This is a genomic window from Roseateles sp. FW301-B2 (assembly GCF_058788955.1).
In genome coordinates this window covers 1-26551 of sequence record NZ_JBYTBE010000044.1, presented here as the reverse complement: position 1 = coordinate 26551, position 26551 = coordinate 1, and the positions used below count along the sequence as shown (strand labels likewise).

At 66.7% G+C, this 26551-nt stretch carries 32 protein-coding genes and 1 tRNA gene; 19 read left to right on the top strand and 14 right to left on the bottom strand.

Annotated features, from left to right (window positions below; genetic code table 11):
- The first annotated feature begins 43 nt into the window (after nucleotides 1-43).
- From infA to AC3WQY_RS22045, 9 genes are all read left to right on the top strand, one after another.
- A complete protein-coding gene (gene infA, locus AC3WQY_RS22085) occupies nucleotides 44-262 on the top strand; it encodes a translation initiation factor IF-1 (RefSeq protein ID WP_009855680.1) in 219 nt (72 codons plus the stop codon).
- Between the two features lie 58 nt (nucleotides 263-320).
- On the top strand, nucleotides 321-434 hold the full coding sequence (rpmJ, locus tag AC3WQY_RS22080) for a 50S ribosomal protein L36 (protein WP_035036301.1): 114 nt from the start codon (nucleotides 321-323) through the stop codon (nucleotides 432-434).
- A 34-nt stretch (nucleotides 435-468) separates the two neighbouring features.
- Nucleotides 469-834, top strand: coding sequence for a 30S ribosomal protein S13 (gene rpsM, locus AC3WQY_RS22075; RefSeq protein ID WP_124448784.1), 366 nt, complete (start codon nucleotides 469-471; stop codon nucleotides 832-834).
- Between the two features lie 28 nt (nucleotides 835-862).
- Nucleotides 863-1267, top strand: coding sequence for a 30S ribosomal protein S11 (rpsK, locus tag AC3WQY_RS22070; RefSeq protein ID WP_056194196.1), 405 nt, complete (start codon nucleotides 863-865; stop codon nucleotides 1265-1267).
- A 219-nt stretch (nucleotides 1268-1486) separates the two neighbouring features.
- Nucleotides 1487-2110 (top strand): 30S ribosomal protein S4, encoded by a 624-nt coding sequence (rpsD, locus tag AC3WQY_RS22065; RefSeq protein WP_285235120.1) that lies wholly within the window; start codon nucleotides 1487-1489, stop codon nucleotides 2108-2110.
- 139 nt (nucleotides 2111-2249) lie between these two features.
- Nucleotides 2250-3239 carry a DNA-directed RNA polymerase subunit alpha gene (locus AC3WQY_RS22060; RefSeq protein WP_285235121.1) on the top strand — a complete coding sequence of 330 codons (990 nt, stop codon included), beginning with the start codon at nucleotides 2250-2252 and terminating at the stop codon, nucleotides 3237-3239.
- 101 nt (nucleotides 3240-3340) lie between these two features.
- Entirely contained in the window at nucleotides 3341-3736 is a 396-nt protein-coding gene (rplQ, locus tag AC3WQY_RS22055; RefSeq protein WP_285235122.1) for a 50S ribosomal protein L17, read from the top strand.
- A 203-nt stretch (nucleotides 3737-3939) separates the two neighbouring features.
- Entirely contained in the window at nucleotides 3940-5793 is a 1854-nt protein-coding gene (gene dsbD, locus AC3WQY_RS22050) for a protein-disulfide reductase DsbD (RefSeq protein ID WP_492710702.1), read from the top strand.
- Nucleotides 5794-5831: 38 nt separating this feature from the next.
- Nucleotides 5832-5908, top strand: a tRNA-Met gene (locus AC3WQY_RS22045).
- Between the two features lie 36 nt (nucleotides 5909-5944).
- Here the strand turns inward: AC3WQY_RS22045 and AC3WQY_RS22040 are convergent.
- Genes AC3WQY_RS22040 through AC3WQY_RS22030 form a run of 3 tightly spaced genes read right to left on the bottom strand, consistent with a single transcriptional unit; the run spans nucleotide 5945 to nucleotide 7828 of the window.
- On the bottom strand, nucleotides 5945-6736 hold the full coding sequence (locus AC3WQY_RS22040) for an RDD family protein (RefSeq protein WP_492710701.1): 792 nt from the start codon (nucleotides 6734-6736) through the stop codon (nucleotides 5945-5947).
- A 52-nt stretch (nucleotides 6737-6788) separates the two neighbouring features.
- Nucleotides 6789-7373, bottom strand: a complete 585-nt coding sequence (locus tag AC3WQY_RS22035) for a tRNA-uridine aminocarboxypropyltransferase (RefSeq protein ID WP_285235125.1) — start codon at nucleotides 7371-7373, stop codon at nucleotides 6789-6791.
- Nucleotides 7370-7828, bottom strand: coding sequence for an Lrp/AsnC family transcriptional regulator (locus tag AC3WQY_RS22030; protein WP_285235126.1), 459 nt, complete (start codon nucleotides 7826-7828; stop codon nucleotides 7370-7372). The genes AC3WQY_RS22035 and AC3WQY_RS22030 overlap by 4 nt, the downstream gene beginning before the upstream one ends.
- A 144-nt stretch (nucleotides 7829-7972) precedes the next feature.
- Between AC3WQY_RS22030 and AC3WQY_RS22025 the strand changes: the two genes are divergently transcribed.
- Nucleotides 7973-8887, top strand: coding sequence for a DMT family transporter (locus AC3WQY_RS22025; RefSeq protein ID WP_285235127.1), 915 nt, complete (start codon nucleotides 7973-7975; stop codon nucleotides 8885-8887).
- Between the two features lies 1 nt (nucleotide 8888).
- Here AC3WQY_RS22025 and AC3WQY_RS22020 read toward each other — a convergent pair whose 3' ends face one another.
- Entirely contained in the window at nucleotides 8889-9536 is a 648-nt protein-coding gene (locus tag AC3WQY_RS22020; RefSeq protein WP_285235128.1) for a ProQ/FINO family protein, read from the bottom strand.
- Nucleotides 9537-9661: 125 nt separating this feature from the next.
- Nucleotides 9662-9865, bottom strand: a complete 204-nt coding sequence (locus tag AC3WQY_RS22015; RefSeq protein WP_285235129.1) for a hypothetical protein — start codon at nucleotides 9863-9865, stop codon at nucleotides 9662-9664.
- Between the two features lie 238 nt (nucleotides 9866-10103).
- Here AC3WQY_RS22015 and AC3WQY_RS22010 point away from each other — a divergent pair, with 238 nt between their 5' ends.
- Nucleotides 10104-10469: an ArsR/SmtB family transcription factor gene (locus AC3WQY_RS22010; RefSeq protein WP_285235130.1), complete on the top strand. Its 366-nt coding sequence runs from the start codon at nucleotides 10104-10106 to the stop codon at nucleotides 10467-10469.
- 33 nt (nucleotides 10470-10502) lie between these two features.
- Entirely contained in the window at nucleotides 10503-11063 is a 561-nt protein-coding gene (locus AC3WQY_RS22005) for a thymidine kinase (protein ID WP_285235131.1), read from the top strand.
- A gap of 15 nt (nucleotides 11064-11078) precedes the next feature.
- Here the strand turns inward: AC3WQY_RS22005 and AC3WQY_RS22000 are convergent, their stop codons facing one another.
- Both AC3WQY_RS22000 and AC3WQY_RS21995 read right to left on the bottom strand, forming a co-directional pair.
- The gene (locus AC3WQY_RS22000; RefSeq protein ID WP_285235132.1) at nucleotides 11079-11318 is read right to left on the bottom strand and encodes a hypothetical protein; all 240 of its coding nucleotides are present in this window, start codon (nucleotides 11316-11318) and stop codon (nucleotides 11079-11081) included.
- Between the two features lie 140 nt (nucleotides 11319-11458).
- Entirely contained in the window at nucleotides 11459-12226 is a 768-nt protein-coding gene (locus AC3WQY_RS21995; protein WP_285235133.1) for an enoyl-CoA hydratase/isomerase family protein, read from the bottom strand.
- A 238-nt stretch (nucleotides 12227-12464) separates the two neighbouring features.
- On the opposite strand from AC3WQY_RS21995, the gene AC3WQY_RS21990 reads away from it, so the two are divergent.
- From AC3WQY_RS21990 to AC3WQY_RS21980, 3 genes are read left to right on the top strand one after another with little or no spacing between them, the layout of a single operon-like run.
- A complete protein-coding gene (locus AC3WQY_RS21990) occupies nucleotides 12465-13502 on the top strand; it encodes a branched-chain amino acid ABC transporter permease (RefSeq protein ID WP_285235134.1) in 1038 nt (345 codons plus the stop codon).
- Between the two features lie 5 nt (nucleotides 13503-13507).
- Entirely contained in the window at nucleotides 13508-15286 is a 1779-nt protein-coding gene (locus AC3WQY_RS21985; protein WP_492710699.1) for a branched-chain amino acid ABC transporter ATP-binding protein/permease, read from the top strand.
- A 7-nt stretch (nucleotides 15287-15293) separates the two neighbouring features.
- The gene (locus AC3WQY_RS21980; RefSeq protein ID WP_285235136.1) at nucleotides 15294-16028 is read left to right on the top strand and encodes an ABC transporter ATP-binding protein; all 735 of its coding nucleotides are present in this window, start codon (nucleotides 15294-15296) and stop codon (nucleotides 16026-16028) included.
- Nucleotides 16029-16038: 10 nt separating this feature from the next.
- Here AC3WQY_RS21980 and AC3WQY_RS21975 read toward each other — a convergent pair whose 3' ends face one another.
- From AC3WQY_RS21975 to AC3WQY_RS21945, 7 genes are all read right to left on the bottom strand, one after another.
- Complete coding sequence (locus AC3WQY_RS21975) at nucleotides 16039-16719, bottom strand: hemerythrin domain-containing protein (protein ID WP_285235137.1); 681 nt, start codon at nucleotides 16717-16719, stop codon at nucleotides 16039-16041.
- Nucleotides 16720-16863: 144 nt separating this feature from the next.
- Nucleotides 16864-18102, bottom strand: coding sequence for an FAD-dependent oxidoreductase (locus AC3WQY_RS21970; RefSeq protein WP_492710696.1), 1239 nt, complete (start codon nucleotides 18100-18102; stop codon nucleotides 16864-16866).
- Complete coding sequence (locus AC3WQY_RS21965; RefSeq protein WP_492710695.1) at nucleotides 18099-18335, bottom strand: 2Fe-2S iron-sulfur cluster-binding protein; 237 nt, start codon at nucleotides 18333-18335, stop codon at nucleotides 18099-18101. Before AC3WQY_RS21965 ends, AC3WQY_RS21970 begins: the two co-directional genes overlap by 4 nt.
- Nucleotides 18332-19450: an NAD(P)/FAD-dependent oxidoreductase gene (locus AC3WQY_RS21960; protein WP_492710694.1), complete on the bottom strand. Its 1119-nt coding sequence runs from the start codon at nucleotides 19448-19450 to the stop codon at nucleotides 18332-18334. The genes AC3WQY_RS21965 and AC3WQY_RS21960 overlap by 4 nt, the downstream gene beginning before the upstream one ends.
- A complete protein-coding gene (locus AC3WQY_RS21955; RefSeq protein WP_492710693.1) occupies nucleotides 19447-20409 on the bottom strand; it encodes a proline racemase family protein in 963 nt (320 codons plus the stop codon). Before AC3WQY_RS21955 ends, AC3WQY_RS21960 begins: the two co-directional genes overlap by 4 nt.
- Nucleotides 20410-20430: 21 nt before the next feature.
- Nucleotides 20431-21078, bottom strand: a complete 648-nt coding sequence (locus AC3WQY_RS21950) for a GntR family transcriptional regulator (protein WP_285235568.1) — start codon at nucleotides 21076-21078, stop codon at nucleotides 20431-20433.
- A gap of 159 nt (nucleotides 21079-21237) precedes the next feature.
- Complete coding sequence (locus AC3WQY_RS21945) at nucleotides 21238-22158, bottom strand: dihydrodipicolinate synthase family protein (protein ID WP_492710692.1); 921 nt, start codon at nucleotides 22156-22158, stop codon at nucleotides 21238-21240.
- A gap of 165 nt (nucleotides 22159-22323) precedes the next feature.
- On the opposite strand from AC3WQY_RS21945, the gene yajC reads away from it, so the two are divergent.
- The 4 genes from yajC to AC3WQY_RS21925 all read left to right on the top strand — a co-directional run.
- On the top strand, nucleotides 22324-22656 hold the full coding sequence (gene yajC / locus AC3WQY_RS21940) for a preprotein translocase subunit YajC (protein WP_285235143.1): 333 nt from the start codon (nucleotides 22324-22326) through the stop codon (nucleotides 22654-22656).
- Nucleotides 22657-22791: 135 nt separating this feature from the next.
- Nucleotides 22792-24675, top strand: coding sequence for a protein translocase subunit SecD (gene secD, locus AC3WQY_RS21935; RefSeq protein WP_285235144.1), 1884 nt, complete (start codon nucleotides 22792-22794; stop codon nucleotides 24673-24675).
- A gap of 11 nt (nucleotides 24676-24686) precedes the next feature.
- Nucleotides 24687-25721: a protein translocase subunit SecF gene (gene secF / locus AC3WQY_RS21930; protein WP_285235145.1), complete on the top strand. Its 1035-nt coding sequence runs from the start codon at nucleotides 24687-24689 to the stop codon at nucleotides 25719-25721.
- Nucleotides 25722-25759: 38 nt separating this feature from the next.
- Nucleotides 25760-26551, top strand: a 792-nt coding sequence (locus AC3WQY_RS21925) for a DUF1631 family protein (protein WP_492710690.1), incomplete at its 3' end; no start/stop codon positions are given.

Sequence of the window (26551 nt, the reverse complement as noted above, 5' to 3'; positions counted from 1 at the left end):
CGACCTGAAGGTGAATTAGACCAACAGAGCAAGAAGCGTAGGCATGGCGAAAGACGACGTCATACAGATGCAGGGTGAGATTCTGGAGAACCTCCCCAACGCTACGTTTCGAGTGAAGTTGGAGAACGGTCATGTCGTTCTCGGTCACATCTCCGGCAAGATGCGTATGCACTACATACGCATCCTGCCTGGCGACAAAGTGACGGTAGAACTGACGCCGTACGATTTGAGTCGTGCTCGCATCGTGTTCCGGGCGAAGTGAGCTAAGGTTTCCCCGGGCACGCTGTTTGAGCGTTAATGAGTAGGTCAAGGAGCAGACCATGAAAGTTTCGGCATCCGTCAAGAAGATGTGCCGCAATTGCAAGATCATCCGTCGCAAGGGCGTGGTGCGTGTGATCTGTACCGATCCGCGCCACAAGCAGCGCCAAGGCTGATTGCTGCACGACACGAGCGAATTAGAGGACGCACATGGCACGTATTGCTGGTATCAACATTCCGCCGCAAAAGCACACTGAGATCGGTCTGACTTCGATCTACGGCATTGGCCGTACGACCGCACAGAAGATCTGCACCACTTGCGGCATTCCGTTCGACAAGAAGGTCAAGGACCTCACCGACGCTGATCTGGAAAAGATCCGTGACGAAGTGGGCCGCATGACCATCGAAGGCGATCTGCGCCGTGAGATGTCGATCAACATCAAGCGTCTGATGGATCTGGGCTGCTACCGCGGCTTCCGTCACCGCCGTGGCCTGCCGATGCGCGGTCAGCGTACGCGTACGAACGCCCGTACCCGCAAGGGTCCGCGTAAGTCCGCCGCTACCGGCAAGAAGTAACGCGCGGCCCCACTGAAGAAAGCTCATCATGGCAAAAGCACCCAATAACTCGGCTGCCCAGCGCGTTCGCAAGAAGGTTCGCAAGAACGTTGCCGACGGCATTGCGCACGTCCACGCTTCGTTCAACAACACCATCATCACCATCACCGACCGTCAAGGCGGCGCCCTGTCCTGGGCTTCGTCGGGTGGTCAGGGTTTCAAGGGTTCGCGCAAGTCGACGCCCTTCGCTGCCCAGGTGGCTGCTGAGGTGGCGGGCCGCGCTGCTCAAGAACAAGGCATCAAGAACCTCGACGTCAAGATCAAGGGCCCCGGCCCTGGCCGTGAATCGTCGGTTCGTGCCCTGGCTGCGCTCGGCATCCGTATCAACTCGATTTCCGACGTGACGCCGGTGCCGCACAACGGCTGCCGTCCGCAGAAGCGTCGTCGCATCTAAGACTTCGTCTTTAGTGCGATAATCGCGGTTTTGACCCCCGCGCCGGCGGGCACGCAAGTGCCGCGCCGGCTGTTTTGCTGAGGCCCATGACGCATCCCCCGGATGTCTCGCAAGCCTCCTAAGACCACCGTTCGAGCCTAGAAAAACACTGGCCGGACTCGCGCAAGTTCAGCTGCTTCCTGCGGCAGACCTGCGTCAGATTGAACAAGGACACGCAAAGTGGCACGTTATCTCGGCCCCAAGGCCAAACTTTCCCGCCGTGAAGGCACCGACCTGTTCCTGAAGAGCGCCCGCCGCGCCATCAGCGACAAGGCCAAGTTTGATTCCAAGCCTGGTCAACATGGTCGCACTTCCGGCCAGCGCACCTCGGACTTCGGTCTGCAACTGCGTGAAAAGCAGAAGGTCAAGCGCATGTATGGCGTGCTGGAGCGTCAGTTCCGCCGCTACTTCGCTGAGGCCGAGCGCCGCAAGGGCTCGACCGGCGTGAACCTGTTGACCCTGCTGGAATCGCGCCTGGACAACGTCGTCTACCGCATGGGCTTCGGCTCGACGCGCGCTGAAGCACGTCAGCTGGTCTCGCACAAGGGCATCACCGTGAACGGTGAAGTCGTGAACATCGCTTCCTACCTGGTTAAGGCCGGTGACGTGGTCGCCGTGCGTGAAAAGGCCAAGAAGCAGCTGCGCATCATCGACGCATTCAAGCTGGCTGATTCGATCGGCCTGCCGGCCTGGGTTGCCGTGGACGGCACCAAGCTGGAAGGCGTGTTCAAGAAGGCTCCGGACCGTGATGAATTCGGTGCCGAAATCAACGAATCGCTGATCGTTGAGTTGTACTCGCGCTAATCGACCCGTGTCTGCCGAGCGGCTCCTGAGGGGCCTGCTCGGCTGTTCCTCGTCCGGGTCTGGCTATTGCTGGCCTGCACCCGGTTGGTCCATCAGCCTTATCGGTGTAACGAACCGAGGGTATTGAAAGAAAGACCTCATGCAAACCAATCTGCTCAAACCCAAATCCATCAATGTGGAGCCCCTGGGCGGTCACCGCGCCAAGGTCACCCTGGAGCCGTTCGAACGCGGCTATGGCCACACCCTGGGCAATGCCCTGCGCCGTGTGCTGCTGTCCTCGATGGTGGGTTATGCGCCGACGGAAGTCACGATCGCTGGGGTGCTCCACGAGTACTCGGCCATCGATGGCGTGCAAGAAGATGTCGTTCACATCATGCTCAACCTCAAGGGTGTGGTGTTCCGTCTGCACAACCGTGAGGAAGTGACCCTGGTCCTGCGCAAGGAAGGTGAAGGCCCGGTGACGGCTGCTGACATCCAGACTCCGCACGACGTCGAGATCATCAATCCGGACCACGTGATTGCCCATCTGTCGCAAGGCGGCAAGCTGGACATGCAGATCAAGGTCGAGAAGGGCCGCGGCTATGTGCCCGGCACGATGCGCCGTTATGGCGACGAGCCGACCAAGAGCATTGGCCGCATCGTCCTGGACGCTTCGTTCTCGCCCGTGCGTCGCGTCAGCTACGCCGTCGAAAACGCCCGCGTTGAGCAGCGTACCGATCTGGACAAGCTGGTCATGGAAATCGAAACCAACGGCGCGATTTCGCCCGAGGAAGCGATCCGTGCTTCGGCCAAGATCCTGGTTGAACAGCTCGCCGTGTTCGCACAGTTGCAAGGCACCGACCTGGTCGACGCCTTCGACCAGCCGGCCCAGCGTTCCAGCAGCTTCGATCCGATCCTGCTGCGCCCGGTCGACGAGCTCGAGCTGACGGTGCGTTCGGCCAACTGCTTGAAGGCCGAAAACATCTACTACATCGGCGACCTGATCCAGCGCACCGAGACCGAGCTGCTGAAGACCCCGAATCTGGGTCGCAAGTCGCTCAACGAAATCAAGGAAGTGCTGGCCTCGCGTGGCCTGACACTGGGCGCCCGCCTGGAAAACTGGCCGCCGCAAGGCTTGGACAAGCGTTAATAAGAAGTTTGAAAGTGGCTGGGGCGCTGACCAACCCCAGCCGGTGCACCCGGCAGTACCTGATACGGCTGCCGGCGATTATTTATTGAAAGGACAGCACCATGCGTCACCGTAACGGACTCCGTAAGCTCAACCGTACCAGCGAGCACCGCGCCGCCATGCTGCGCAATATGGCTGTGTCGCTGCTGCGTCACGAAGCCATCAAGACCACGGTCCCCAAGGCCAAGGAACTGCGTCGCGTCGTCGAGCCTCTCATCACGCTGGCCAAGGTGGCTACCGTGGCGAACCGCCGTCTGGCATTTGCCCGCCTGCGCGACCGCGAGATCGTCACCAAGCTGTTCAACGAGCTGGGCCCGCGTTACAACACCCGTCCGGGCGGCTACACCCGCATCCTGAAGATGGGTTTCCGCGTCGGCGATAACGCTCCGATGGCTTTTGTCGAGCTGGTGGATCGTCCCGAAGTGGCCGAAGCCACCGTGGAAGCCGCTGCAGAATAAGTTCTTCTGCATCGCGCATCGAGAAAGGCCAGCACCAGCTGGCCTTTTTTTCGTCTGCAGCAAGGTCTGCCGTAAGACCTAAGGCAGCCGCGCTTGAATGGCGCTAAGCTGCGCGCTTCGCTCGAGCGGGCATGCCGTAGGCCCGCGTTCGAGCTCACATCCTGTTGATCTTCATGTCCATCCTGCGTCGCCTATTTTTCTTCGTGCTGCTCGGCCTGGCATCCGGTATTGCCGCGCATGCCGATGATTTCCTCGAGCCCGAACAAGCCTTCAAGCTGGCCGTGCGCACACTGGATGAACGCAGTGCCGAAGTCAGCTTCGTCATTGCGCCCGGGTATTACATGTACCGCGACCAGTTCAAGTTCGAACTGCAGGGCGTCGGGCAACTGGGCGCCGTGAGCATTCCCGATGGCAAGAAGAAGTACGACGAGACCTTCCAGAAGGAAGTGGAGGTCTACCGCGATGGCCTCAAAGTGCGCGTTGCGTTCGAGCAGGGGGCGCCAAGTCTTGAGCTGCGCGTGACCGGCCAGGGTTGCGCCGACAAGGGCCTGTGCTACCCGCCGATGACACGCCCCGTCGCGTTGAAGCTCAAGCAGTTCGGTGGCGATGGCTCGGCGAGCCTGCTGCCTGCGGCCGAAGGCTTTGGCAGCTTTGGGGCTGCTGACGAAAGCGGCGGGCTGTCGCCTGCCATGGGCACGGGGGCCAAGTCGACGCTGGCCGGTTCGGGTGACAAGCCGGCCAGCCGCCTCGACGAGGTGCTGCAGTCCGGCCGTTTCTGGCTTGTGGTGGGCCTGTTCTTCATTGGCGGCGTCGGCCTGTCGCTTACGCCCTGCGTATTGCCCATGGTGCCCATCCTCGCCTCCATCATCGTCGGCGGCGGCGGCAAGGTCTCGCGCGGCCGTGGCTTCGCACTGGCGCTGGCGTATTCCCAAGGCATGGCCCTGGTCTACACCGCCCTGGGCATCGCGGCAGGCTTGGCGGGGGAGGGCCTGGCGGCCTATTTCCAGTCCACGCCGGTACTGATCGTCTTCGGCCTGGCGCTGGTGCTGTTCGCGCTGTCGATGTTCGGCGCCTACGAGTTGCAACTGCCCAGCCGTTTTGCCAACAAGCTCAACGACACCACGCAAAAGCTCGAGGGCGGTCGCTTCGTGGCGGTGTTCCTGATGGGGGCGGTGTCGGCGATTCTGGTGAGCCCTTGCGTCACGGGCGTGCTCGCCAGCGCCTTGCTCTACCTCAGCAAGAGTCAGGACGTGGTGCTGGGCGGTTCGGCCCTCTACGCGATGGCCAACGGCATGAGCGTGCCGCTGCTGCTGCTGGGGCTGTCTGCGGGCACCTTGCTGCCGCGCGCGGGCCCTTGGATGGACGGCGTGAAGCATTTCTTCGGCATGTTGCTGTTGGCGGTAGCGCTCTGGACCGTGCAGCCCGTCCTGCCCGACGCCCTTCACCAAGCCCTAGTGGGTGCCCTGCTGGTCGGCAGCTCGCTGGCCCTGGGTCTCTTCAAGCCCTGGCATGTCAGTGCTGGTCCGCGTGCCTGGCTGCGCAAGACCCTCGCGTTCGCGGCGCTGGCCTTTGGCCTGCTGCAATGGGTGGGGGCCGCCGCGGGAGGCACCGATCCGTTCAAGCCGCTGAGTGGCGTGAATCTGGCGCAGGCGTCGACGCTAAAGAACAGTTCGGGCCCGGCCGCTGCGGCCACGTCGGCGGAGTTGCCGTTCAAGCTTGTTCGCGACGTGGCCGAGCTGGACCAGATCCTCAAGACCGCCGGCAGGCCGGTGATGCTGGATTTCTATGCCGACTGGTGCAAGTCCTGCAAGGAGATGGAGCGCTTCACCTTCAGCGAACCCGCGGTGCAGCAACGCCTTGCCAAGGCGGTACTTTTGAAGGCCGATGTCACCGCCAATTCGACGGCGGATCGCGAACTGCTCAAACGCTTCAAGCTCTTCGGCCCGCCGGGCACCATCTTCTTCAGTCCGGCCGGCGAGGAACTGCAGGGCGTGCGCGTGATTGGCTTCCAGGACGCGCCGCGCTTTCTTTCTTCGCTCGAGGCCGCAGGGATCTGACAGAACTCGCAATAGTGCGCTATACTGCTAGCTTCAGTCGCGGGGTGGAGCAGTCTGGTAGCTCGTTGGGCTCATAACCCAAAGGTCGTAGGTTCAAATCCTGCCCCCGCAACCAAGTCAAAAGCCGCTAGCTCCTAGCGGCTTTTTCGTTTCAGGCGCTCGTGACCTCATCCTTGGCGGGCTCATGCACCGCCAGGCGCGCGGGATTGCGCAGATCGATCACCACGGTGTGGGCCGTCTTGTCTTCGATGGTCTGGCAGTTGCTGTCCCAGAAGATCTGCACAAAACCCATGAAGCCGGTGGCCATGCCGGCGGCGTAGCCGCCGTAGCGCTTGAAGCAGGTCATCAGCGTCAGCGGTTTGCCGGTCAACTCGACCACGCGCAATCCGAGCAGGCGCTTGCCAGCCGTCTGGCCGGGCCAGGCCACCGGCAGCAATGTGAAGTACAGCAAGGCCCAGCCGTAGCTGAGCCCGATTTCATCGATCCAGTGCTTGATCTGGCCGCGCAAGTCCAGCGGCTGCTTGGCGCGTTCCTTGGCGAGCTTGGCTTCCAGTTCGGCGATGCGCCGGTCCTTGCTGTCTGCCTCGTCACCCGTGCTCGCCGACTCCGCAGCCGCATGCGGTCGGGCGGCGCGCGGTTCACGGGTCAGGTCTTGCCAAGTCTGCTGCGCCCCCAGCGCCAGCATCACGGCGACGATAGCCCAGCCGATCCGGCGTGGCTTCTCGGGCTTGCGGCGCAGCCAAAGCAAGCCACCGACGCCGGTGGCACATAGCCACCAGATATTGCCAAGATTGGATGTCAGCGAGATCAGCAGCAGGTCGATGAGCATCGCCATCGCCCGCTTGGCCGGCGTGGCCAGCGGCTTGCCGAGCAACTCGGGCGCCACGTTCAGGTCCTCGGGCGTGACCCAGGCACGCACGTCGGTGCTGCGGGGGCTGATCAATGCGCGCATGTGGTTCGGTTGCCAAGCATTTTTCGATCGCGGACTGTAGCGCTCATTGGGGCTGCCGTTCCAGTTCGCGCGCGATGAAGGTCTCAAAGCTCTGCCAAAGCGGCTGCCAGTGCGCCGGCCTGCCCTCGAGTTGCTGCAGGGCACAGGCCACGGCCTCCAGCGTGGAGAGCTGATGCTCGGCATGTGCGCGCCGGATGCGGTAGGCCGGTGCTGGTAGGCTCTGTAGCGACAGCCGTGGCAAGGCCTGCAACCAGGGGTTTTGATAGAGCAGCCTGCGGCTCTTGCGCCAGGTGCCGTCCAGCACGATCAGCTGCAGTTGAGCCAGCTGGTTCAGCCGCGCGAAGTCCGCTGCTGGGGTGGCGGGCAATATGGGGTCGGTGGGGCTGCTCGGGTACAGCAGCAGGCTGTAGCGCCCGTCTGTATCTGGATCGGGCGCGAACTGCTCGCCCACGCGCAGCTCGCAATGCTGCAAGGACAACGACAGCAGGCGCGCGGTGCCCTTGGCCTGCCGCTGCTCCGAGGGGTGCTGCAGGATCAGCACCCGCACCTGATTCGACACCGGCTGCACCAGTTCGCACAGGCAGACGCGCAGCGGGCGCTCGCAGCGCGGGCAGAGGGCGCGACTCACAGCGATTTGAGCGGCAGCGGTGCGCCGCTCTTGACGCTGCGGATGGCGAAGTTGCTGGTGATGTCCTGCACCATGGGATGGGCTTGCAGCTTGCGTACGCTCTGTTCGTAGTCGGGTAGGTCGCGTACCACGACCTCAAGCAGATAGTCATGTGCACCCGACACCACATGGCAGGCCACCACCTCGCTCATCGCCTGCATGGCGGCCTCGAACAGGCGCACCGCGTCCTCGCGATGGTGCATCAGGCGCACGTTCACGAACACGGTGGTGGCGAGCTGCAGACGCTGGCGGTCCAGCACAGCGCGGTAGCCGGCGATGTAGCCGCCTTCCTCCAGGCGCTTGAGGCGCCGCGCGCAGGGCGTGGGCGAGAGCGCCACGCGCTCGGCCAACTCGGCGATGCTGAGCCGGCCTTCGGCCTGCAACAACTCGAGCATTTGCACATCGATGCGATCCACAGCGGGGCTCCTTGGACGAAAAACGCCTGATTCTCGCAGTCATTGGTGAATTCGCGCGCAAACGAAGCGGTAATGTGGGAAAGCTGGTCGATTCGGCTCGAGCTTGCTCGCGAAAATGCGTGCTGGTAGTAACCCTAGGCGCACATGCAGATAATTCCCCGCCCCATCCCCGCCACCGCCGGCATGAGTGCCAGCTTTGGTCGCGAGCGCCGCGATACCGCGGGCTGGATCGCCCTGGGCATCACGGTGTTGATCTGGGCCGGCTTCTTTGTCTCGCTGCGCGCCGGTGCGCGCGCGCAGCTGGCGCCGGCCGAACTGGCGTTGGTGCGTTTCCTGCCAGCCGGCCTGGTGTTCGCGCCGGTGCTGTGGATGCGCTGGCGCCGCTTTGCCGCTCTGCCGTGGTCGGCCTGGCTGAGCATCGTGGCCGGCGCCGGGCTGCCCTACTTCTTGATCGCCGGCTGGGGCATGAAGCATGCGCCGGTGCTGGACGGCAGCACCCTGATCCCCGGCACCATTCCTCTGTTCGTGGCGCTGCTCAACGCCCTGCGCGTTGGTCGGGCCGCGTTGTCCAAGCCAGCGCCGCTGGCCATGATTGCCGCGGGCGTGGCCTGCTTGCTGGCCTTCAATCACGGCCAAGGTGATCTCGCCCAGGGCTATGCCCTGTTTCTGCTGGGCAGTCTGATGTGGGCCAACTACACGCTGGTGCTGCGCCGCGCTCAGCTGGCGCCCGTCGAAGCGGCTGCGCTGATCTCCTGCGTGTCGCTGCTGCTGCTGGCACCCTGGTTGCTGCTGCATCCGCCGCTGGGCCTGCTGAGCATGTCGGGACACGACATGCTGCTGCACGGTGCCATCCAGGGCCTCGGCGTGGGGCTGGCGTCCACCCTGTGCTATTCCTACGCGATCGCGCGCCTGGGCGCTCAGCGAGCGGCCACGGGTGGCGCGCTGGCCCCCGTGCTGGCGGCCCTGATGGCCATGCCCTTGTTTGCGGAGTTCCCCGGCCCGGTGTCGGTGATCGGCATGGTGCTGATCGTGGCCGGGGTGATCTGGACCCAGCGCTGAGTTACTGCGCCTCGGGCTTGGCCTTGGGCGGGCGCTGATCGGCCCGGCGCGGTGCCGGCCGGCCATGGCGATCATCACGGCCCGAGGGGCCGCCCGGGCGCTGGCCACGCGGGTCCGGCCGGCGCGCCGGTGGCGGGGCCGCGCGGCGAGCCTGCTCTTCCTCACGCGCCTGCTCCAGCAGGGGTTCCAGCGCCTCCAGGGCTATGCCCTTGAGGGCACAGAAGTTGGCCGGCGTCAGCGTGGTGCGCGAGAAATCGTGCAGGAGCTGGGCGCGCTGGCGCTGCTGCTGTTCTTCCTCGGCGCGGCGTGTCTCGGTCAGATTGCGGCGGCGCGCCAGCTCCTGCACGGCCGCATCGCGGTGTTCCTGGCTCAGCTCACCGGCCGGCTGGCCATCGAGGTCAAAACGATGCTGGGCCTTGCTGAGCGCGATCAGGTAGCCGGTGCCACCGGTATAGCGGCGCAAAAAGGCCGACAGCATCTGCTTGGTGAAGACGCCGGGCGCCCGCTCCTGGATGTCGGCTTGGATGCGCAGCTTCAGCGGCTTGGCGCCGCCGCTGAACAAGGCAGGGAACAGTTGCTTGAGCTGGGCGGCGCAGGCGGCCGGGCTCTGATCGACCGGCGCGGCGGGCTGCGGATTGGGAGACGACATGGATGGCGCCGGCTGGCGGCTTTGTGAGCAGGAAAGGCGGCATTGTGCCCATGCCGCGCCAGCCCTGGCAAATCTCACCCCATTGAGCTGGGCCGCGACAGTGGCCGCGTCGTCGTAGATGCGCGCTATTTACCCGTGGCGCAACCGGGTTTGCAGACCACCTCGGTGCGGCCCAGGATGCGCTTGGACTGCAGGCTGGTGGGTGGGCGGTGCTTGCCGCACTTGAAGCAGGAGCGGGTGTGGCCGCTGCCCAGAAACGGTGATCCCCCCAACTTCGACTCATAGCGCAGGCCGTCTTCGCTGACGCTGGTGTAGGTGTCTTTGCTCATTGTGGTGGCTGTCTGGTTCGAGCCCGTTCCGCCTTGTGTGCGGCCGGCCTCGGTTGATGGTCGCTTGCTTCCCTCTCGGCTCATATTAGGCGCTCCGCTTGTGACAGCGCCATCTCGCTTGCCCGGGGGTCATGCGATAAACCACAAGCATGTTGCGGGCCAGGGGCGGACGCCTGCCATCGCCGAGCGCGGACTGAGGCATCATGGCGCCTTTATCCACGAGCCGAGCAAGCGTTCCATGCAAGACCTGCCCCCCGAGGCACTGGACCAGGTGGCCAGCTACTTTCAGGTGCTGTCCGAGCCCACGCGCTTGCGCATCCTCAACCTGCTGCGCGGCGGCGAACGCAATGTGGGTGACCTGGCGACGGCCTGCGAGTGCACGGCCGCGAACGTGTCGCGCCACCTGAACCTGCTCACCAAGCAGGGCTTCGTCAGCCGCGAGGGGCGCGGCACCAGCGTCTTCTATCGCATCGCGGACCCCTCGGTCTATGCGCTCTGCGATCTGGTCTGCGGCAATATCGCGCGCCAGTTCGAGCAGCAACTGCAGGCGCGCCAGGCCTTTGTGCAGCGCCCGGCGGGCGCGGCGCGCAAGAAGGCCGGCTGAACCGGCGCACTCATTCCACGCACCGAATCCAAGATGGCCAAACTGTTTTTCCGCTATGCCGCCATGAATGCCGGCAAGTCCACCGCCTTGCTACAGGTGGCGCACAACTACGAGGAGCGTGGCCACAGCGTGCGCATCTTCACGGCCCAGGTCGACGATCGCTATGGGCATGGCGTGGTTACCTCACGCCTGGGGCCACAGCGCCATGCGGAGGTGTTCGATGCGACGACGGATTTCCAGGCTCTGCTGGGCGAGCAGCCGGGCATTGCCTGCATCCTGGTGGACGAGGCGCAGTTCCTCACCAAGGCCCAGGTCTGGGCCTTGCACGAGATCGCGCATCTGCGCAATCTGCCGGCCATCTGCTATGGGCTGCGCACCGATTTCCAGGGCGAGCTGTTCCCCGGATCGGCCACGTTGCTGGCCCTGGCGGACGAGATGGATGAGATGAAGACGATTTGCGACTGCGGTCGCAAGGCGACGATGAATATGCGGGTGGATGCCAACAACCGCAAGATCACCGAAGGCGCGCAGGTGGAGATCGGCGGCAACGCCCGCTACCGTGCGGTTTGCGGGCGCTGCTTCAGGCAGAGCTGAGGGGGCTCCAGCTCCTCAGGGCTTCTTGCTCAGCTGCTCTTCCAGTTCCTTGCAAGACGGGGCGCAGACGGGCTGCGACTTGCCCAGCAGCTTCTTGGACTTGAGCATCGCGCGCGGGCGGTGCTTGCCGCAGAGGAAGCACGACATGGTGGCCGCGCCGAAGGAAGAGGTCGCCGCAAAGGGCGAGCCGGGTGCTTTTGATCGGTAGCGCAAACCATCGGCTTCGATGGTGGTTTTGGTACTGTCCTTGGCCACGCTGGTCCTGAGTAGAGTGAGAGTATTGATGCCAGACGGTTGGCGTCAGCCCCGATTTTCCTCTATCTGGGCCACGCACACGTCCAAACCTCTATTTTCCACCATTGCCGGCTCCCCATGATTGGGGGCAATCCGGTTGGTCAAAACCCACGGAACTGTGGTGCGCGTTTTTCCTGCCAGGCGCGCACGCCCTCGGCAAGGTCCTGCGAGGCGTTGGAAACGGCGATGTCGGAGCGCAGTTGGTCGACGTCCAGCCGGCCGCTGGCGATCGCGTTCAAGTGCAGCTTCATGGCCGCCAGGGCCAGTGGCGCATAGCCGGCCAGGCGCGTGCAAAGTTCCTCGGTCGCGGCCTGCAGGGCGCTGCGGTCGGGCAAGAGCTGGTCCAGAAAACCGCAGTCCCTCATGGCCCGGGCATCCAGGGTTTCGCAGGCCAGCAGCACGCGCTTGGCCACGCCCACGCCGAGGCGATTCACGTAACGCTCCAAGCCGCCGCGGTAGAAGTGCAGGCCCAGGCGCGCGGCCGGCACGAACATCTCGCAGCTGGGCACGCCCAGGCGGAAGTCGCAGGCCAGGGCCAGGTCGGTGGCGCCGCCGTAGACCCCGCCTTGGATTGCCGCCACCGTCACCGGCCGGGCGTTCTCCCAGGCGTTGGTGAGGGCCTCGAACAAAGCCCCGGCATCCACGCCTGGAACTGCTTCCATAGCGTCGATATTGAAGCCGCTGCAGAAATGCTTGCCCTCGGCCTGCAGCAGCAGCACGCGCACGGCGGCGTTTGCATTCACCTCGCGCAGCTGCGCGCCGAGGGTCTGCAGGTCCAGCAGTTCGAGGCGGTTGGCCACATGGCTGCGTCTGAGGGTGATGCGCGCCAGTGCGCCATCGATCTGAAGGGAGGGGGTCTTGTCGGGCATCGGCACAGTCTAGTCGTGTGACTCGCGCCACAAGCCTGAGCGAGTCAGTCGGACATAGGCCGGCCGGGCGACATTTGCCGGCCGTCAGCCTCGCGTCAGAACCGGGCCCCGCCCTGGGGTAGTCTGCCGGCGTTTACCCCAAATCAATTTCGACCGACCGGTCGGCTGGGAAATTTGCGCTTTGTCAATGCGGCCCTGTACCAGGGGTGCTTGGAGGCATTTTGTTTAGAGTGGGCTCATGGACTTCTCGATAGCAAGCATCCTGATGCTGGATGGCGTGACCAACGGGGCCATTTACGCCTTGCTGGCGCTGGCTACCGTGCTGGTGTTCGCGGTCACCCGCGTGATCTTCATTCCGCAGGGCGAATTCGTCGCCTTCGGGGCGCTCACCATGGCGGGTCTGCAACTGGGCCAGACCCCGCTGACCGTGCATTTCCTGATCGCGATGGGCGCCCTGGTTGCGCTGATGGATCTGGCAGCCGGCTGGCGTGCCGGGCAGGCCCTGCCGCGTGCCGCGGCAGTGGCGCTCAAGTCGGCCGCGCCGGCGCTGTTGATCGGCCTGCTGGCGCTCTGGGCAGCGCCGCAAAAACTGCCCCTGGTGTTGCAGGCGCTGCTGACCCTGGCCATCGTCACGCCCATGGGCGGCCTGGTCTACCGCCTGGCCTACCAGTCGCTGGCGGATGCCTCGGTGCTGGTGTTGCTGATCGTCTCGGTGGGCGTGCACTTTGCGCTCACCGGCCTGGGCCTGGTGTTCTTCGGTGCCGAGGGTTCGCGCAATCCGAGCTTCTGGGATGCCAGCTTCAACGCCGGCCCGCTGATGCTCTCGGGCCAGACCCTCATCATCATCCTGGCCTCGATCGCGCTGATCCTGATGCTGTGGCTGTTCTTCGAGCGCAGCCTCTATGGCAAGGCGCTGCGCGCCACCGCGGTGAACCGATTGGGAGCGCGCCTGATGGGCATCTCCAGCACCGCGGCGGGGCGGCTGTCCTTCACCATGGCGGCCTTCATCGGTGCGCTCTCCGGGCTGCTGATCAGCCCCACCACGACGATCTTCTACGACAGCGGCTTCCTGATCGGCCTGAAGGGCTTCGTCGCCGCCGTGTTCGCAGGCCTCTCCAGCTATCCCGGCGCCGCGCTGGGTGCGGTGCTGGTGGGCCTGCTGGAATCCTTCAGCTCCTTCTGGGCCAGCGCCTTCAAGGAAGTGATCGTCTTCACCTCCATCCTGCCGGTGCTGCTCTGGCGCAGCCTGCGCGACCCGCATACCGAAGAGCATTGATCGCCATGCAATCGCGCAAACTTCTTCCCGCACTGGGCCTGCTGGTGCTGTTCATGCTGCCGGTGCTGCCGGTGCCCGAGTTTTGGATCACCCAGCTCAACTACATCGGCATGTTCGCCCTCGTGGCCCTGGGCCTGGTGCTGCTCACCGGCGTGGGTGGGCTCACCTCCTTCGGGCAGGCCGCCTTCGTGGGCGTGGGGGCCTACACCACGGCCCTGCTGTCCACGCGTTATGGCATCTCGCCCTGGCTGGCCCTGTTCGCCGGCCTGGCCTGCACGGTGCTGATCGCGCTGCTGCTGGCCTGGCTGACGCTGCGCATGTCGGGCCATTACCTGCCGCTGGCCACCATCGCCTGGGCGCTGAGCCTCAACTACCTGATCGCCAACACCGAGTTCCTCGGCAAGTACGACGGCATCCTGGGTCTGCCGGCCCTGAACCTGTTCGGCCTCAGCCTGCAGGATGGCCGCGCGCTCTACTACCTGGTGTGGATCTTTGCGCTGGCGGGCGCCTGGGGCGTGAAGAACCTGCTCGACTCGCGACCCGGCCGCGCCATCCGCGCGCTCAACGGCGGCACCGTGATGGCCGAGGCCATGGGCGTTTCCACCTTCCGCTACAAGGTCGTGATCTTCGTCATCGCCGCCATGCTGGCCTCGGTCTCGGGCTGGCTGTTCGCGCATTTCCAGCGCACCGTGAATCCCAGCCCCTTCGCGCTGAAGATGGGCATCGAGTACCTCTTCATGGCGGTGGTGGGCGGTGTCGGCACGGTCTGGGGCGCCTTCGTCGGCTCCGGGGTGCTGAAGATCCTGGAAGACCAGCTGAAGGAATTGCTGCCGCGCCTGTTGGGCAGCAATGGCAACTTCGAGGTCATCGTGCTGGGCGTGCTGCTGGTGCTGATGCTCAAGTACGCGCCCAAGGGCTTGTGGCCCTTTTTCCAAGGCCTGACGGCGCGCTGGCTGCCGGCGCGCCGCCGCGAGCGCGACTGGGATGGCGCCGCGCCCCTGCCGGCGCGCGACAAGCCCGAGCCCGGCGAGCTGCTGCTCGAGGTGGACAAGGTGCGCAAACAGTTCGGCGGCCTGGTTGCGGTCAACGACGTCAGCTTCAAGATCCGCGCCGGCGAGATCATCGGCCTGATCGGCCCCAACGGTGCCGGCAAGTCCACCACCTTCAACCTGGTCTCCGGCGTGCTGAGCCTGACCAGCGGCAAGGTCAACTTCCGCGGTCTTCCGGTGGGCGGTTTGAACTCGCGCCGCATTGCCGAGCGCGGCATGTCGCGCACCTTCCAGCATGTGAAGATGATTGCCGACATGACGGTGCTGGAGAACGTCGCGCTGGGCGGCTATCTGCGCAGCAGCAGCGGCACCCTGCGCGCCATGCTGCGGCTCGACCGCGCCGAGGAGCGCTGCCTGTTCGCCGAGGCCGAGAAGCAGCTCCAGCGCATCGGCATGCAAGGCCAGATGCACGAGCTGGCCGGCAATCTGGCCCTGGGCCCGCAGCGCCTGATGGAGATCGCGCGCGCGCTCTGCACCGACCCCGCCCTGCTGCTGCTGGACGAACCCGCGGCCGGCCTGCGCCACAAGGAGAAGCAGGCCCTGGCCGAGGTGCTGCGCCAGCTCAAGGCCGAGGGCCTGAGCATTCTGCTGGTGGAGCACGACATGGAATTCGTGATGGGACTGACCGACCGCATCGTGGTGATGGAGTTCGGCACCAAGCTGATCGAGGGCACCCCCGAGGAGGTGCAGGCCAGCCCCGAGGTGCGCGCCGCCTACCTGGGAACCGAGCACTGACAACACCATGGCAAACGAACTGCTGACAGTACGCGACCTGCATGCCGGCTACGGCCGCGCCGAGGTCTTGACGGGCCTGAACCTGCTGCTGCCCGAGGGCAGCGTGGTGACGGTGATCGGCCCCAACGGCGCCGGCAAGAGCACCACGCTGAACGCGCTGATGGGCGTGCTGCCCGCCCGGGGTCAGGTCTTGCTGGATGGCCAGGACATCAGCGCCCTGAGCCTGGAAGAGCGCGTCATGCGCGGCCTGGCCCTGGTGCCCGAGAAGCGCGAGCTCTTCACCACCATGAGCGTGGAGGACAACCTGGTGCTCGGCGGCTACCGTCCGATGCGCCTGGGCCAGCGCGACTGGCGCGAGGAGCTGGAGAAGGTCTACGCCCTGTTCCCGCGTCTGAAGGAGCGTCGCGAGCAGCTCTCGGGCACGCTGTCCGGCGGCGAGCGCCAGATGCTGGCGGTGGGCCGCGCCCTGATGGCCAGGCCCAAGGTGCTGATGCTGGACGAACCCAGTCTGGGCCTGGCGCCGCTGATCGTGAAGGAAATCTTCCGCATCGTCGCGCGCCTGCGCGACACTGGCGTGAGCATCCTGCTGATCGAGCAGAACGCCCGCGCCGCGCTCGAGGTGGCCGATTACGCCTATGTGCTGGAGACCGGCGAGATCGGCCTCGAGGGGCCGGCCAGCGAGCTGGCCAACGACCCGCGCGTCATCGAGACCTATCTGGGCGCGGCCAAGAAGCAGGGTTGAGCAGGGCTGATCAGGCGAGCAGCGCTTCGCGCTGGTCCAGATCGGCCACCAGCGCGGCCCAGTCCTGCGCGCCCAGCCAGGGCTTGGCGCCTTCCAGCACCGCGCTGAACACCTCGCCCGGCATCTGCTTGCGCAGCTCGGCATAGAGGGCCGCGCGCTCGCTGCGCGGCAAGGCCGGCGTCATCCAGCGCAGCACGAGGCCGCGTTCGGCCGGGTCCAGCGAGGCCAGGATCTGCTCGTGGATCTGCACCAGCTCGGCGTCGTCATAGCCCTGCCACAGCAGCTCGTTGTGGCGCGTCTCCTCGATCTGCATGTGCTCGAAGTTGTCGGCCACGAACAGGGCCAGGTGGCGGTACAGGCGCAGATCGGCCGTTGGGCTGGGGGCCTGACGCACCGCCAGGGCCTCGGCCTCCAGCGCGGCGATGGCTTCCAGATGGTCCTCATGCTCGCCGGCAATGCGCTGCGAGCCGCCCGGGCTGCGCGCCTCGATGGCGGGGTGCACGAAGCGGTTCTCGTGCTCCAGGTGCTGGCGGCAGAGGTAGAGCAGGGTGTCGAGCTGATCCAGCGCGGCGCGGCTGGCCTCGCTGTCGCCCGCATCCAGTCGGCCGATCTGCGTCAGCGTGTCGGTCATGAAGTGGCGCAGCGCACGGTGGATCGTGGCGTACATGTCGAAACGGGCGGGCTTGTGCATGGGGACTCCTTGAGGCTGACGCCACCTTGGCGTCGGTGCATGCAGTCTCGGCAATGCGGTGCCCGCTCACATCGCCCGAAGGAGCCATGGCCCGCCCGGCGCGGTGGGCCATGACAGATGGCACCGTGGCTTCAGTCGTCCCGGTCAGTCATCCATCAGGCAGCGCAGCGGCACGGGTTGCAGCGGCGCGCGCGTGCCCCGCCCGCCACTGGCCTCGGGCCAGCCCAGCAGGGTCTGCGTGATGGGCCCGCAGATGCGGCCCTGGCAGGCGCCCATGCCGCAGCGCGTCTGCAGCTTGGCGTCGCGCCATTGCGGCCAGGCCTTGAGAGCGCCCAGGCTGACATCCTCGCAGCGGCAGATCAGGGTCTTGGCATCGGCCAGCTGCAGCAGCTCGGGGCGCAGCGCGAAGCCGCTGGCGAGCCGTCGCGCAAAGGCGAGCTGGCCGGCATGCCGACGCGCATAGGGCTTGAGCCCCTGGCCCAGCATCGCCGCGGCCGCCATGGCGCCCTCCAGGCTGGCCTTGTCCACGCCGCCGATGCCGGTGCATTCGCCGGCGGCGAACACCCCCGGCAGCGAGGTCTGCAGCTTTGCGCCCACGGCGATGGCGCCATCCTGCAGGGCGCAGCCCAGCAGCTCGGCCAGCTCGGTATTGGGCAGGAGGCCGAAGCCCACACCCAGCGCGTCGCAGGGCTCGGCCCATTCGCGCTGGCCATCCGTCAGCAGCACGGCCTCGAGCTTGTCCTCGCCCAGCGCGCGCAGCGGCCAGCAGCCCGGGGCGTAGGGCAGGCCGCGCAAGCGCCAGCCCAGGCCCAGGGCCTGCGCCATCTTGCCCAGCGGCAGACCGGCGGCAAAGCGGGCCAGCGCGCCGCGCGGCGCCTGCTCGTAGATGCCCAGCAGCCGGGCGCCGGCGGCGCGCAGGCTGGCGGCGCTGGCCAGCAGCAGCGGGCCCGAACCGGCCAGCAGCACGCGCCGGCCGGCGATCGGCCAGCCGCCCTTCACCAGGGCTTGCAGGCCGCCAGCGCCATGCACGCCGGGCAGGGTCCAGCCGGGGAAGGGCAGCATGCGCTCGCGCGCGCCCAGCGCCAGCAGCAGCTGCGGTGCGCGCACGCGCAGCGTTTGCTGGCCGGCCGCGTCGTGCAGCAGCAGCTCGTGCGGGCTCTCGGCCGCCACCACCGCATGGCCGGGCAGCATGCTGAGCCGGGGGTGCTGGCGCAGCGCATCGACCTGGGGCAGTGCGGCACCGCGCCAGATCTGGCCGCCCGGGCGCAGCTGGTTGTCGACCCAGATCACGCTGCGCCCGGCCGGCAGCAGGCGGCTCACGGCCGCGATGCCGGCCGGCCCGGCGCCCACCACGATGGCATCGGCCTGCAGATGCTTGGTCATGCCAGGGTCTCCACCTGCATGCCCTCGACCGCCAGGCTCATGCAGGCGAGGCGCTCGGGCTGGCCATCGATGCGCACGCGGCATTCCTGGCAGACGCCCATGCCGCAAAAAGCCTGGCGCGGCTGGCCGCTGAGCGAGCGGCGCGTGGCCCCATGGCCGGCATGCGCCAGCGCGGCGGCCACCGTCACACCCGCGGGCACCTCGGCCTCGATACCGTTGATGATGATCTTCATGCGACGAACCTCGCCGGGGCATAGGGGGCCGGGCTCAGCGCTGGCGTGCGGCCCAGGCTCAGATCGGCCAGCAACTCGGCGCTGGCCAGCGAGGTGGTGATGCCCAGCCCCTCGTGCCCGGTGGCCAGCCACACGCGTGCCAGCTCGGGGTGCGCGCCGATGAGCGGCTGACCATCGGCGCTGGCCGGCCGGATGCCGCTCCAGCAGCGCAACAGGCTCAGCTCGGGCAGGCCGGGCAGATAGCCGGCGGCGCATTGCAGCATGCGGCGCAGCATCGCCAGGTCCAGCGGCGCATCGCTGCGGCCGACCTGGCGCGAGGAGCCGATCAGCAGCTGGCCGCCGGGGCGCGGCTGCACATTGAAGGACACCGTGTCCTCGTGCGCCAGATGCGCCTTCTTGATATAGCCCAGCTCCACCAGCTGATGGCTTACCGCCGCGGGCGCGCGCTGGGTGATGGCCAACTGGCCCTTCTTGGGCAGCAGGCAGCCGGGCGGCAGAAAGCGCTGGCTGGCCAGGCCCGCGCACAGCACCACCATGGCGCCCCACAGCGTGCGGCCGTCGGCCAGGCGCAGGCTCGCGCCGTCGATGGCCGTGACCTCGCCGCGTATCAGCTGCACCTTGGCCTGCTGCAGCCAGGCGGCCGCTACCTTGGGCGGGTAGACGCGCGCATCGCCCGCGACGCGCAGGGCGCCGGCCAGGCCCGGTCGCAGCAGGGGCTCCAGGCGCGCCAGCGCGGCGGCGTCGAGCAGTTCAGCGGGCAGGCCCCGCGCCGTGAGCCAGGCGCACTTGCGCTCGGCCAGGGCGAGCTCCTCGGCGTCGGCGGCGATCCACAGCGTGCCGCAGCGCTCATGCTCGGCCAGCTCGGCATGGGCCGGCGATTCATCCAGCCAGTCCTGCCACAGCCGCAGCGAGCGCTGCGAGAGTTGGAACTCGCTGGCGTCGCCGCCATCCTCGGCGTCGACCACCAGCAGATGGCCCATGGATGCGGCAGTGGCGCCGCCGCCCAGCGCGGCGCGCTCGACCACCGCCACGCTCAAGCCCTGGCGCGCGTATTCGCGTGCGCAGGCGGCGCCGACGATGCCGCCGCCGACGATGAGGACGTCTGCCGATCTCACCGCTGCGTGATGCCCCAGGCGAACGGGTCGCCGGGCTGGAACACCAGGGTCGCGTCCAGGTTCACATGGGCACGGCCGGTGATCGTCGGCAAGACCTGACCCTCAGCGCCGGCCTGCTTGGAAACTTGATAAGAGGCCTCGAACACGCTGCCGATCACGCTTTCCTGCTGCCACAGCGCGCCCGGTGCCAGCTTGCCGTCGGCCGCCAGGCAGGCCACCTTGGCGCTGGTGCCGGTGCCGCAGGGCGAGCGGTCGTAGGCCTTGCCGGGGCACAGCACGAAGCTGCGGCCCTGGTGGCCGGCCTGCAGGGCGGGGCCGATCAGCTCGATGTGGTCGATCTCGGCGCCATCGGCGCCGCTGATGCCCTGGGCCGTGAGGGCCTGGCGCATGGCCCAGGAAAATTCGGTGAGACGCTCGGCATGTGCCAGGGTCAGCTCGAGGCCATGGTCCTCGCACAGGAAGAACCAGTTGCCACCCCAGGCCACGTCGCCATGGAAGACACGTCCGCCCAGCTCGACCGGCACGCGCTTGGCCAGGCGGTAGGCCGGCACATTGGCGATGCTGACGCGGCCGTCGGCGTGCAACTCGGCACTGATGCGGCCCACCGGGGTCTCGATCTTGTGCACGCCGGGCTTGATGCGGCCCAGGTAGGCCAGCGTGGCGATCAGGCCGATGCTGCCATGGCCGCACATGCCGAGGTAGCCGACGTTGTTGAAGAAGATCACGCCGGCCGCGCTGTCGGGCAGCTCCGGCTCGCACAGCAGCGCCCCCACCATCACATCCGAGGCGCGCGGCTCGTTGACGAGGGCACTGCGCCAGGCGTCGTGATCGGTCTTGAAGCGCTGCAGCCGCTCGGCCATGCTGCCCCGGCCCAGCTCGGGCCCGCCGGAGACGACGGTGCGGGTGGGCTCGCCGCCGGTATGGGAATCGATGATGCGGGTGGGCAGGGCAGGGCTCATGGTCTCTTGCTACTCAATCACTCATTCAATCACTTGCTGCGCGAACTGGCGCAGATAGTCCAGCAGGGCGTCGCTGGCGGCCGCGGCCTCCTCGCCCTTGCCGGCCGCGATGGCGCGCGCCAGCAGCAGGTGGCAGCGCGCACCTTCGCCGATGTCGCCCTGGTGCTGATAGGCGTACCAGAAGCGCCGGCACTGGATCACCATCGGGATCACCGCGGCCACCGCGAAGGGGTTGCGGCAGGCCGCGTGGTTGACGCGGTCCAGCGCCTGGTCGGCCTGCATATAGGCAGCCAGATCGCCGCGCTTGGCGGCGTCCAGCATGTCCTGCGCGCATTGCACCAGGGCCTCGCGCTGCGGCGGCGTGGCACGGCGCGCCGAGCTGGTGGCGATCAGGCGCTCCAGCGCACGGCGCGCTTCCAGCAGGTCGAGATGCTCGGCCAGCAGGATGTCGCTCACCAGCAGGCCGCGCCGCGGCAGCTGCACGATCAGGCCGTTCGCCACCAGGCGCATCAAGGCCTCGCGCGTGGGCGTGCGGCCCAGGCCGGTGCGCTCGATCAGGTCTGCCTCGACGATGGGCGCGCCCGGCTTCAGCACCAGGGTGGCGATCATCGATTCGATGGCGTCGTAGGCCTGGTCGGCATAGCGGCGCTTGTCGGCTTCGGGGGCCATGTCGTCGGATTTCACGGCCGGCCTGGTGGCGACCTTGCTGGCGGCTTTGCTGGGGGCCTTGGCGGCGGGGGCTTTCTTGGGGACGGCTTTGGCGTTCATGCCGCGATCATCGCAGCAGCGGGGCCCGGCCCCGCTGCGGGCAAACGCGCAAGCTGGCGCTCAGAACAGGGCGTGCAGGTCCGGGCGGGTGTCCAGGCCGCGCTGGATGATGGCCTGCACGCGCTCGCGCTCGGCGCCCACCAGGGGCAGACGCGGGCGGCGCACATGCTCGTTGCCCACGCCGGCCATGGCCTCGGCCAGCTTGATGTTCTGCACCAGCTTGGCGGAGACATCCAGGTGCAGCAGCGGCATGAACCATTGGTAGAGCTTGAGCGCCTCGTCGTAGCGCTTGGCACGGATCAGCTTGTACATGGCCACGGTCTCGGCCGGGAAGGCATCGCACAGGCCGGCCAGCAGGCCGTCGCAGCCCAGCACCAGGCCTTCGAAGCTGAGGTCGTCCACGCCGATGAAGAGCTGGTAGCGCTTGCCCACCACATTGCGCAGGTCGGTGATGCGGCGGATGTTGTCGGTGGACTCCTTGATCGCCACCAGCCAGGGGCAGTCGGCCAGCTCGGCGAAGTCCTCGGGCCTCAGATCGACGCGGTAGGACACCGGGTTGTTGTAGACCATGGTGGGCAGGGCGGCGGCATTGGCCACGGTGCGCACATTGGCCATGGCCTCGCGGGTATCGGCCGGGTAGAGCACGGCCGGCATCAGCATCAGGCCCTGCACGCCCAGCTTGGCACAGCCTTCCACATACTTGAGTGCCTGGCGCGTGCTGGTCTCGGACACATTGGCCAGCACCGGCACCCGGCAGCGGGCCACGCGCAGGGCGGTGGCGGCCACTTCCAGCTTTTCTTCCAGCGTCAGGGTGCTCGCCTCGCCCAGCGAACCGCCGGTCACCAGACCGTCCACGCCGTTGGCGATCTGGAACTCGAAGTGGCGCTCCATCTCGGCGATGTCGAGATCTTCGTTGGCGGTGAACTTGGTGGTGACGGCGGGGAACACACCGGTCCAGCGGGGCAGGTTGACAGCGCTCATGAGGCAGCCTTTGAAAGAGAGTTAATATATTTGGAGAATATTTCTTGAAAGAAAGCTTGTCAACCCCAGCTTGGATCGCGGGTGCGGCAATCGCCGCCTCACTTACAATCCGCGGTTCTTCCGCCCGTATCAGTCCGGGCGGACCTAGTCCAAAGGGATATCGACGTGTTTATTTCGAATGCATATGCGCAAGCGGCCCCGGCTGCCGCGGCCGGTGGCGACCTGATGAGCCAGCTGGGTGGCATGCTGCCCCTGGTGCTGATGTTCGTGGTGCTGTACTTCGTGATGATTCGTCCGCAGATGAAGCGTCAGAAGGAGCACAAGGCCATGATCGACGCGCTGGCCAAGGGCGACGAGATCGTCACCTCCGGCGGTCTGCTGGGCAAGGTCAGCAAGCTGGGCGAGACCATCGTCAGCCTGGAAGTGGCCAACGGCGTGGAACTGCAGGTGCAGCGCTCGGCCGTGGTGCAGGTGCTGCCCAAGGGCACGGTCAAATAAGACCGGCCGGCCCGCCGCTTGCGGGCCTCTTGTTGAATTGAATTCTCCCAGCCCGGCCCATGCCAGACATGGTGCCGGGCTTTATTCAGAGGCGTACCAGCCTGGTGCGCCCATCGGCCTCCCGAGGATGCCCTCATGAATCGTTATCCGTTGTGGAAGTACGCGCTGCTGCTGGTCGCGCTGCTGATCGGATTGGTCTACACCCTGCCGAATCTGTTCGGCGAGGCTCCGGCCGTGCAGGTCTCCAGCGCCAAGGTCACCGTCAAGGTGGACGCCGCGCTGAGCAGCCGCATCGAGCAGGCGCTCAAGGATGCCGGCATCCAGCCGGACTTCGTGCAGCTGGAGGGCAACTCGGTGCGCGCCCGCTTCACCGACCCCGATGTGCAGATCAAGGCCAAGGACGCGATCAGCAAGGCGCTCAACGCCGACCCGGCCGAGCCCACCTATATCGTGGCGCTGAACCTGGTGTCGCGCTCGCCCAAGTGGCTGGCGAGCCTGCATGCCTTCCCGATGTACCTGGGCCTGGACCTGCGCGGCGGCGTGCACTTCCTGATGCAGGTGGACATGAAGGCCGCACTCACCAAGAAGGCCGAGGCCCTCACCGGTGATCTGCGCACGCTCTTGCGCGACAAGGGCATCCGCCATGCCGGCATCAGCCGCGACGGCAACAGCGTGATCGTCAACTTCCGCGAGGCCGAGCTGCGCGACAAGGCGGCCGTGCTGCTGCGCGAGCAGCTGGCCGACGTGGAGTGGACCCCGCTGGGCGCGGGCAGCGAGCTGCAGCTTTCGGGCGCGCTCAAGCCCAAGGCGATGGTGGCGGTGCAGGAGGCTGCGCTGCGCCAGAACATCACCACCCTGCACAACCGCGTGAACGAGCTGGCCGTGTCCGAGCCGGTGATCCAGCAGCAGGGCCTGGACCGCGTGGTGGTGCAGCTGCCCGGCGTGCAGGACACCGCCAAGGCCAAGGACATCATCGGCCGCACCGCGACGCTGGAACTGCGCATGGTGGATGACAGCACCGAGGCCCAGGCGGCCGCGGTGGGCAGCGCCCCCGTGCCCTTCGGCACCGAGCGCTTCACCGAGCGCGGCGGCGCGCCGCTGATCGTGAAGCGCCAGGTGGTGCTGACCGGCGACAACCTGAGCGATGCCCAGCCCGGCTTCGACGAGCACCAGCAGCCCGCCGTGCACCTGACGGTGGATGCCAAGGGCGCGCGCATCATCAAGGACGTCTCGCGCGAGAACATCGGCAAGCGCATGGCCATCATCCTGTTCGAGAAGGGCAAGGGCGAGGTGCTGACGGCGCCGTCGATCCGCGGCGAGCTGGGCAACCGCTTCCAGATCTCGGGCGCGATGACCACGCAGGAAGCGGCCGACACGGCCCTGCTGCTGCGCGCCGGCTCGCTGGCCGCGCCCATGACCATCATCGAAGAGCGCACCATCGGCCCCAGCCTGGGCAAGGAAAACATCGACAAGGGCATCCACAGCGTGATCTGGGGCTTTGCCGCGGTGGCGCTGTTCATGTGCCTCTACTACATGCTGTTCGGCGTGTTCTCGACGCTGGCGCTGGGTTTCAACCTGCTGCTGCTGGTGGCGGTGCTGTCGATGCTGCAGGCCACGCTCTCGCTGCCTGGCATTGCCGCCATTGCGCTGGTGCTGGGCATGGCGATCGACTCGAACGTGCTGATCAACGAGCGCGTGCGCGAGGAGTTGCGCGGCGGTGCCTCGCCCCAGGTGGCCATCAATGCCGGCTATGAGCGCGCCTTCGCGACCATCCTGGACTCCAACGTCACCACGTTGATCGCCGGCATCGCCCTGCTGGCCTTCGGTTCGGGCCCGGTGAAGGGCTTTGCGGTGGTGCATTGCCTGGGCATCCTGACCTCCATGTTCTCCTCGGTGATGTTCTCGCGCGCCCTGGTCAACCTCTGGTACGGCGGCAAGAAGAAGCTCAAGTCGGTGTCGATCGGGCAGGTGTGGAAGCCTGCCGCTGAGCCCGGCACCACGGACGCCCCGCAGGCCTAAGAAAGCGAATCATGGAACTCTTCCGTATCAAGCGGGACATCCCGTTCATGAAGCACGCGTTGGTCTTCAACGCGATCTCCTTCCTGACCTTTGCCGCTGCCGTGTTCTTCCTGATCACGCGCGGCCTGCACTTCTCCATCGAGTTCACCGGCGGCGCGGTGGTCGAGGTCGAATACTCGCATCCGGCCGAGATCCTCAAGACCCGCGAGCACATCGAGTCGCTGGGTTTTGGCGAGGTGCAGGTGCAGAACTTCGGCACCTCGCGCGACGTGCTGATCCGCCTGCCGCTGCGCGGCGACATCAAGCAGGATGTGCTGGTGGACCGCGTCTTTGGCGAACTCTGCAAGGTCGAGGGCGGCAGCATCTCGCAACGCCAGGGTGTTACCGAACAGGGCGAGACCGTCAGCAAGCAGATCTGCGCCAAGGCCGATGGCGCCGAGCCGGTGAAGCTCTCGCGCAGCGAGGTGGTGGGCCCCTCGGTGGGCGCCGAGCTGGCCGCCGATGCGGCCAAGGCCCTGGCCGTGACCGTGGTGGGCATCATGATCTACCTGGCCTTCCGCTTCGAGTGGAAGTTCGCGCTGGCCGGCATCATCGCCAACCTGCACGACGTGGTCATCATCCTGGGCTTCTTTGCTTTCTTCCAATGGGAGTTCTCGCTGCCGGTGCTGGCGGCGGTGCTGGCGGTGCTGGGCTATTCGGTGAACGAGTCGGTGGTGATCTTCGACCGGGTGCGCGAGGCCTTCCGCAAATACCGCAAGCTCACCACCCATGAGGTGATCGATCACGCCATCACCTCGACCATGAGCCGCACCATCATCACCCACGGCTGCACGCAGCTGATGGTGTTGTCGATGCTGATCTTCGGCGGCCAGACCCTGCACTATTTCGCGGTGGCGCTGACCATCGGCATCCTGTTCGGCATCTATTCGTCGGTGTTCGTGGCCGCCGCCATCGCGATGTGGCTGGGCGTCAAGCGCGAGGATCTGGTGAAGGTGCCGCTCAACAAGGAAGATCCGGACGACCCGAACGCCGGGGCGCTGGTGTAGAGTGATCCGCAGAGAACTCCCGCCACTTTTCTGACTCAATGACCCCGACCGCCGACGCCCGTTCCAAAGCCCTGGCTACGCAAGCGCGGCGCGTCTATCTGGACGCCCTCGTGCGCGGCGCGGCGCATGTCGCCAAGGCGCTCGGCGAGGCGGCCCACCAACTGTTGATGCAGCCCGCGGAGTACGCCCTGCAGGTGGTGCGCCGCGATGCGGTGAATGCCTGGCAGCGCCAGGGGCCGGCCTGGCAGAGCGGTTTCGTCAGCGGCCTGCGCCACGCCGCGGTCTATGGCGTGGCCGAGCCCAAGGGCGGGGCGGGCGGCATCGGCAGCATCCCCACGAACACCGGCGCACAGGCGCTCAGCCTGGTGGACGACCTCACCATCGAACGCGAGATCACCGGCTCGCGCCTGGTGCTGGCGATGATGGACAAGGCGTCCTGGGAGTACACCGACCTGCGCACCCGCATGCAGGCGCTGGAGCACAGCGAGGACCTGCCGCCGCATGATCTGCTGCGCGCACAAGTGATTTCGCGCGTGGTGCTGGAGGCCTGGCTGCGCGCCGGCCTCGGCCCTTCGGAATGGCAGCTGCTGCAGCCCTGCCTGCATGAGGAGCTGGGCCTGCTGCTCAGCGAGGCCTATCACGAGACGAATCGCTGGCTGGTGGCCCAGCGGGTCATGCCCGAGGTCGACCTGCGGCCCTTCATACGCCGCACCCGCGGTGCGGCGGGTGAGGGGCCGAGCTCGGGTTTCGGTGCCAGCGGCCCCGGCAATGCTTACGCCCACACGGCTCCGGGCGGTCGCGGGCCAGCGCCGCCCGCGCAGGCCGCCGCG

Excerpts from the sequence above, each read along its gene's own strand:
- rplQ (WP_285235122.1), top strand. The coding sequence starts at position 3,341 with ATGCGTCACCGTAACGGACTCCGTAAGCTCAACCGTACCAGCGAGCAC.
- AC3WQY_RS21995 (WP_285235133.1), bottom strand. The coding sequence starts at position 12,226 with ATGCCCGACAAGACCCCCTCCCTTCAGATCGATGGCGCACTGGCGCGC.
- secD (WP_285235144.1), top strand. The coding sequence starts at position 22,792 with ATGAATCGTTATCCGTTGTGGAAGTACGCGCTGCTGCTGGTCGCGCTG.
- rpsM (WP_124448784.1), top strand. The coding sequence starts at position 469 with ATGGCACGTATTGCTGGTATCAACATTCCGCCGCAAAAGCACACTGAG.
- rpsK (WP_056194196.1), top strand. The coding sequence starts at position 863 with ATGGCAAAAGCACCCAATAACTCGGCTGCCCAGCGCGTTCGCAAGAAG.
- AC3WQY_RS21955 (WP_492710693.1), bottom strand. The coding sequence starts at position 20,409 with ATGAGCCCTGCCCTGCCCACCCGCATCATCGATTCCCATACCGGCGGC.
- rpmJ (WP_035036301.1), top strand. The coding sequence starts at position 321 with ATGAAAGTTTCGGCATCCGTCAAGAAGATGTGCCGCAATTGCAAGATC.
- AC3WQY_RS22015 (WP_285235129.1), bottom strand. The coding sequence starts at position 9,865 with ATGAGCAAAGACACCTACACCAGCGTCAGCGAAGACGGCCTGCGCTAT.
- secF (WP_285235145.1), top strand. The coding sequence starts at position 24,687 with ATGGAACTCTTCCGTATCAAGCGGGACATCCCGTTCATGAAGCACGCG.
- AC3WQY_RS21970 (WP_492710696.1), bottom strand. The coding sequence starts at position 18,102 with ATGACCAAGCATCTGCAGGCCGATGCCATCGTGGTGGGCGCCGGGCCG.
- AC3WQY_RS22005 (WP_285235131.1), top strand. The coding sequence starts at position 10,503 with ATGGCCAAACTGTTTTTCCGCTATGCCGCCATGAATGCCGGCAAGTCC.
- AC3WQY_RS22010 (WP_285235130.1), top strand. The coding sequence starts at position 10,104 with ATGCAAGACCTGCCCCCCGAGGCACTGGACCAGGTGGCCAGCTACTTT.
- AC3WQY_RS22060 (WP_285235121.1), top strand. The coding sequence starts at position 2,250 with ATGCAAACCAATCTGCTCAAACCCAAATCCATCAATGTGGAGCCCCTG.
- AC3WQY_RS21965 (WP_492710695.1), bottom strand. The coding sequence starts at position 18,335 with ATGAAGATCATCATCAACGGTATCGAGGCCGAGGTGCCCGCGGGTGTG.
- AC3WQY_RS21945 (WP_492710692.1), bottom strand. The coding sequence starts at position 22,158 with ATGAGCGCTGTCAACCTGCCCCGCTGGACCGGTGTGTTCCCCGCCGTC.
- AC3WQY_RS21975 (WP_285235137.1), bottom strand. The coding sequence starts at position 16,719 with ATGCACAAGCCCGCCCGTTTCGACATGTACGCCACGATCCACCGTGCG.
- AC3WQY_RS22020 (WP_285235128.1), bottom strand. The coding sequence starts at position 9,536 with ATGTCGTCTCCCAATCCGCAGCCCGCCGCGCCGGTCGATCAGAGCCCG.
- AC3WQY_RS22025 (WP_285235127.1), top strand. The coding sequence starts at position 7,973 with ATGCAGATAATTCCCCGCCCCATCCCCGCCACCGCCGGCATGAGTGCC.
- AC3WQY_RS21980 (WP_285235136.1), top strand. The coding sequence starts at position 15,294 with ATGGCAAACGAACTGCTGACAGTACGCGACCTGCATGCCGGCTACGGC.
- AC3WQY_RS21990 (WP_285235134.1), top strand. The coding sequence starts at position 12,465 with ATGGACTTCTCGATAGCAAGCATCCTGATGCTGGATGGCGTGACCAAC.
- AC3WQY_RS21950 (WP_285235568.1), bottom strand. The coding sequence starts at position 21,078 with ATGGCCCCCGAAGCCGACAAGCGCCGCTATGCCGACCAGGCCTACGAC.
- AC3WQY_RS21985 (WP_492710699.1), top strand. The coding sequence starts at position 13,508 with ATGCAATCGCGCAAACTTCTTCCCGCACTGGGCCTGCTGGTGCTGTTC.
- infA (WP_009855680.1), top strand. The coding sequence starts at position 44 with ATGGCGAAAGACGACGTCATACAGATGCAGGGTGAGATTCTGGAGAAC.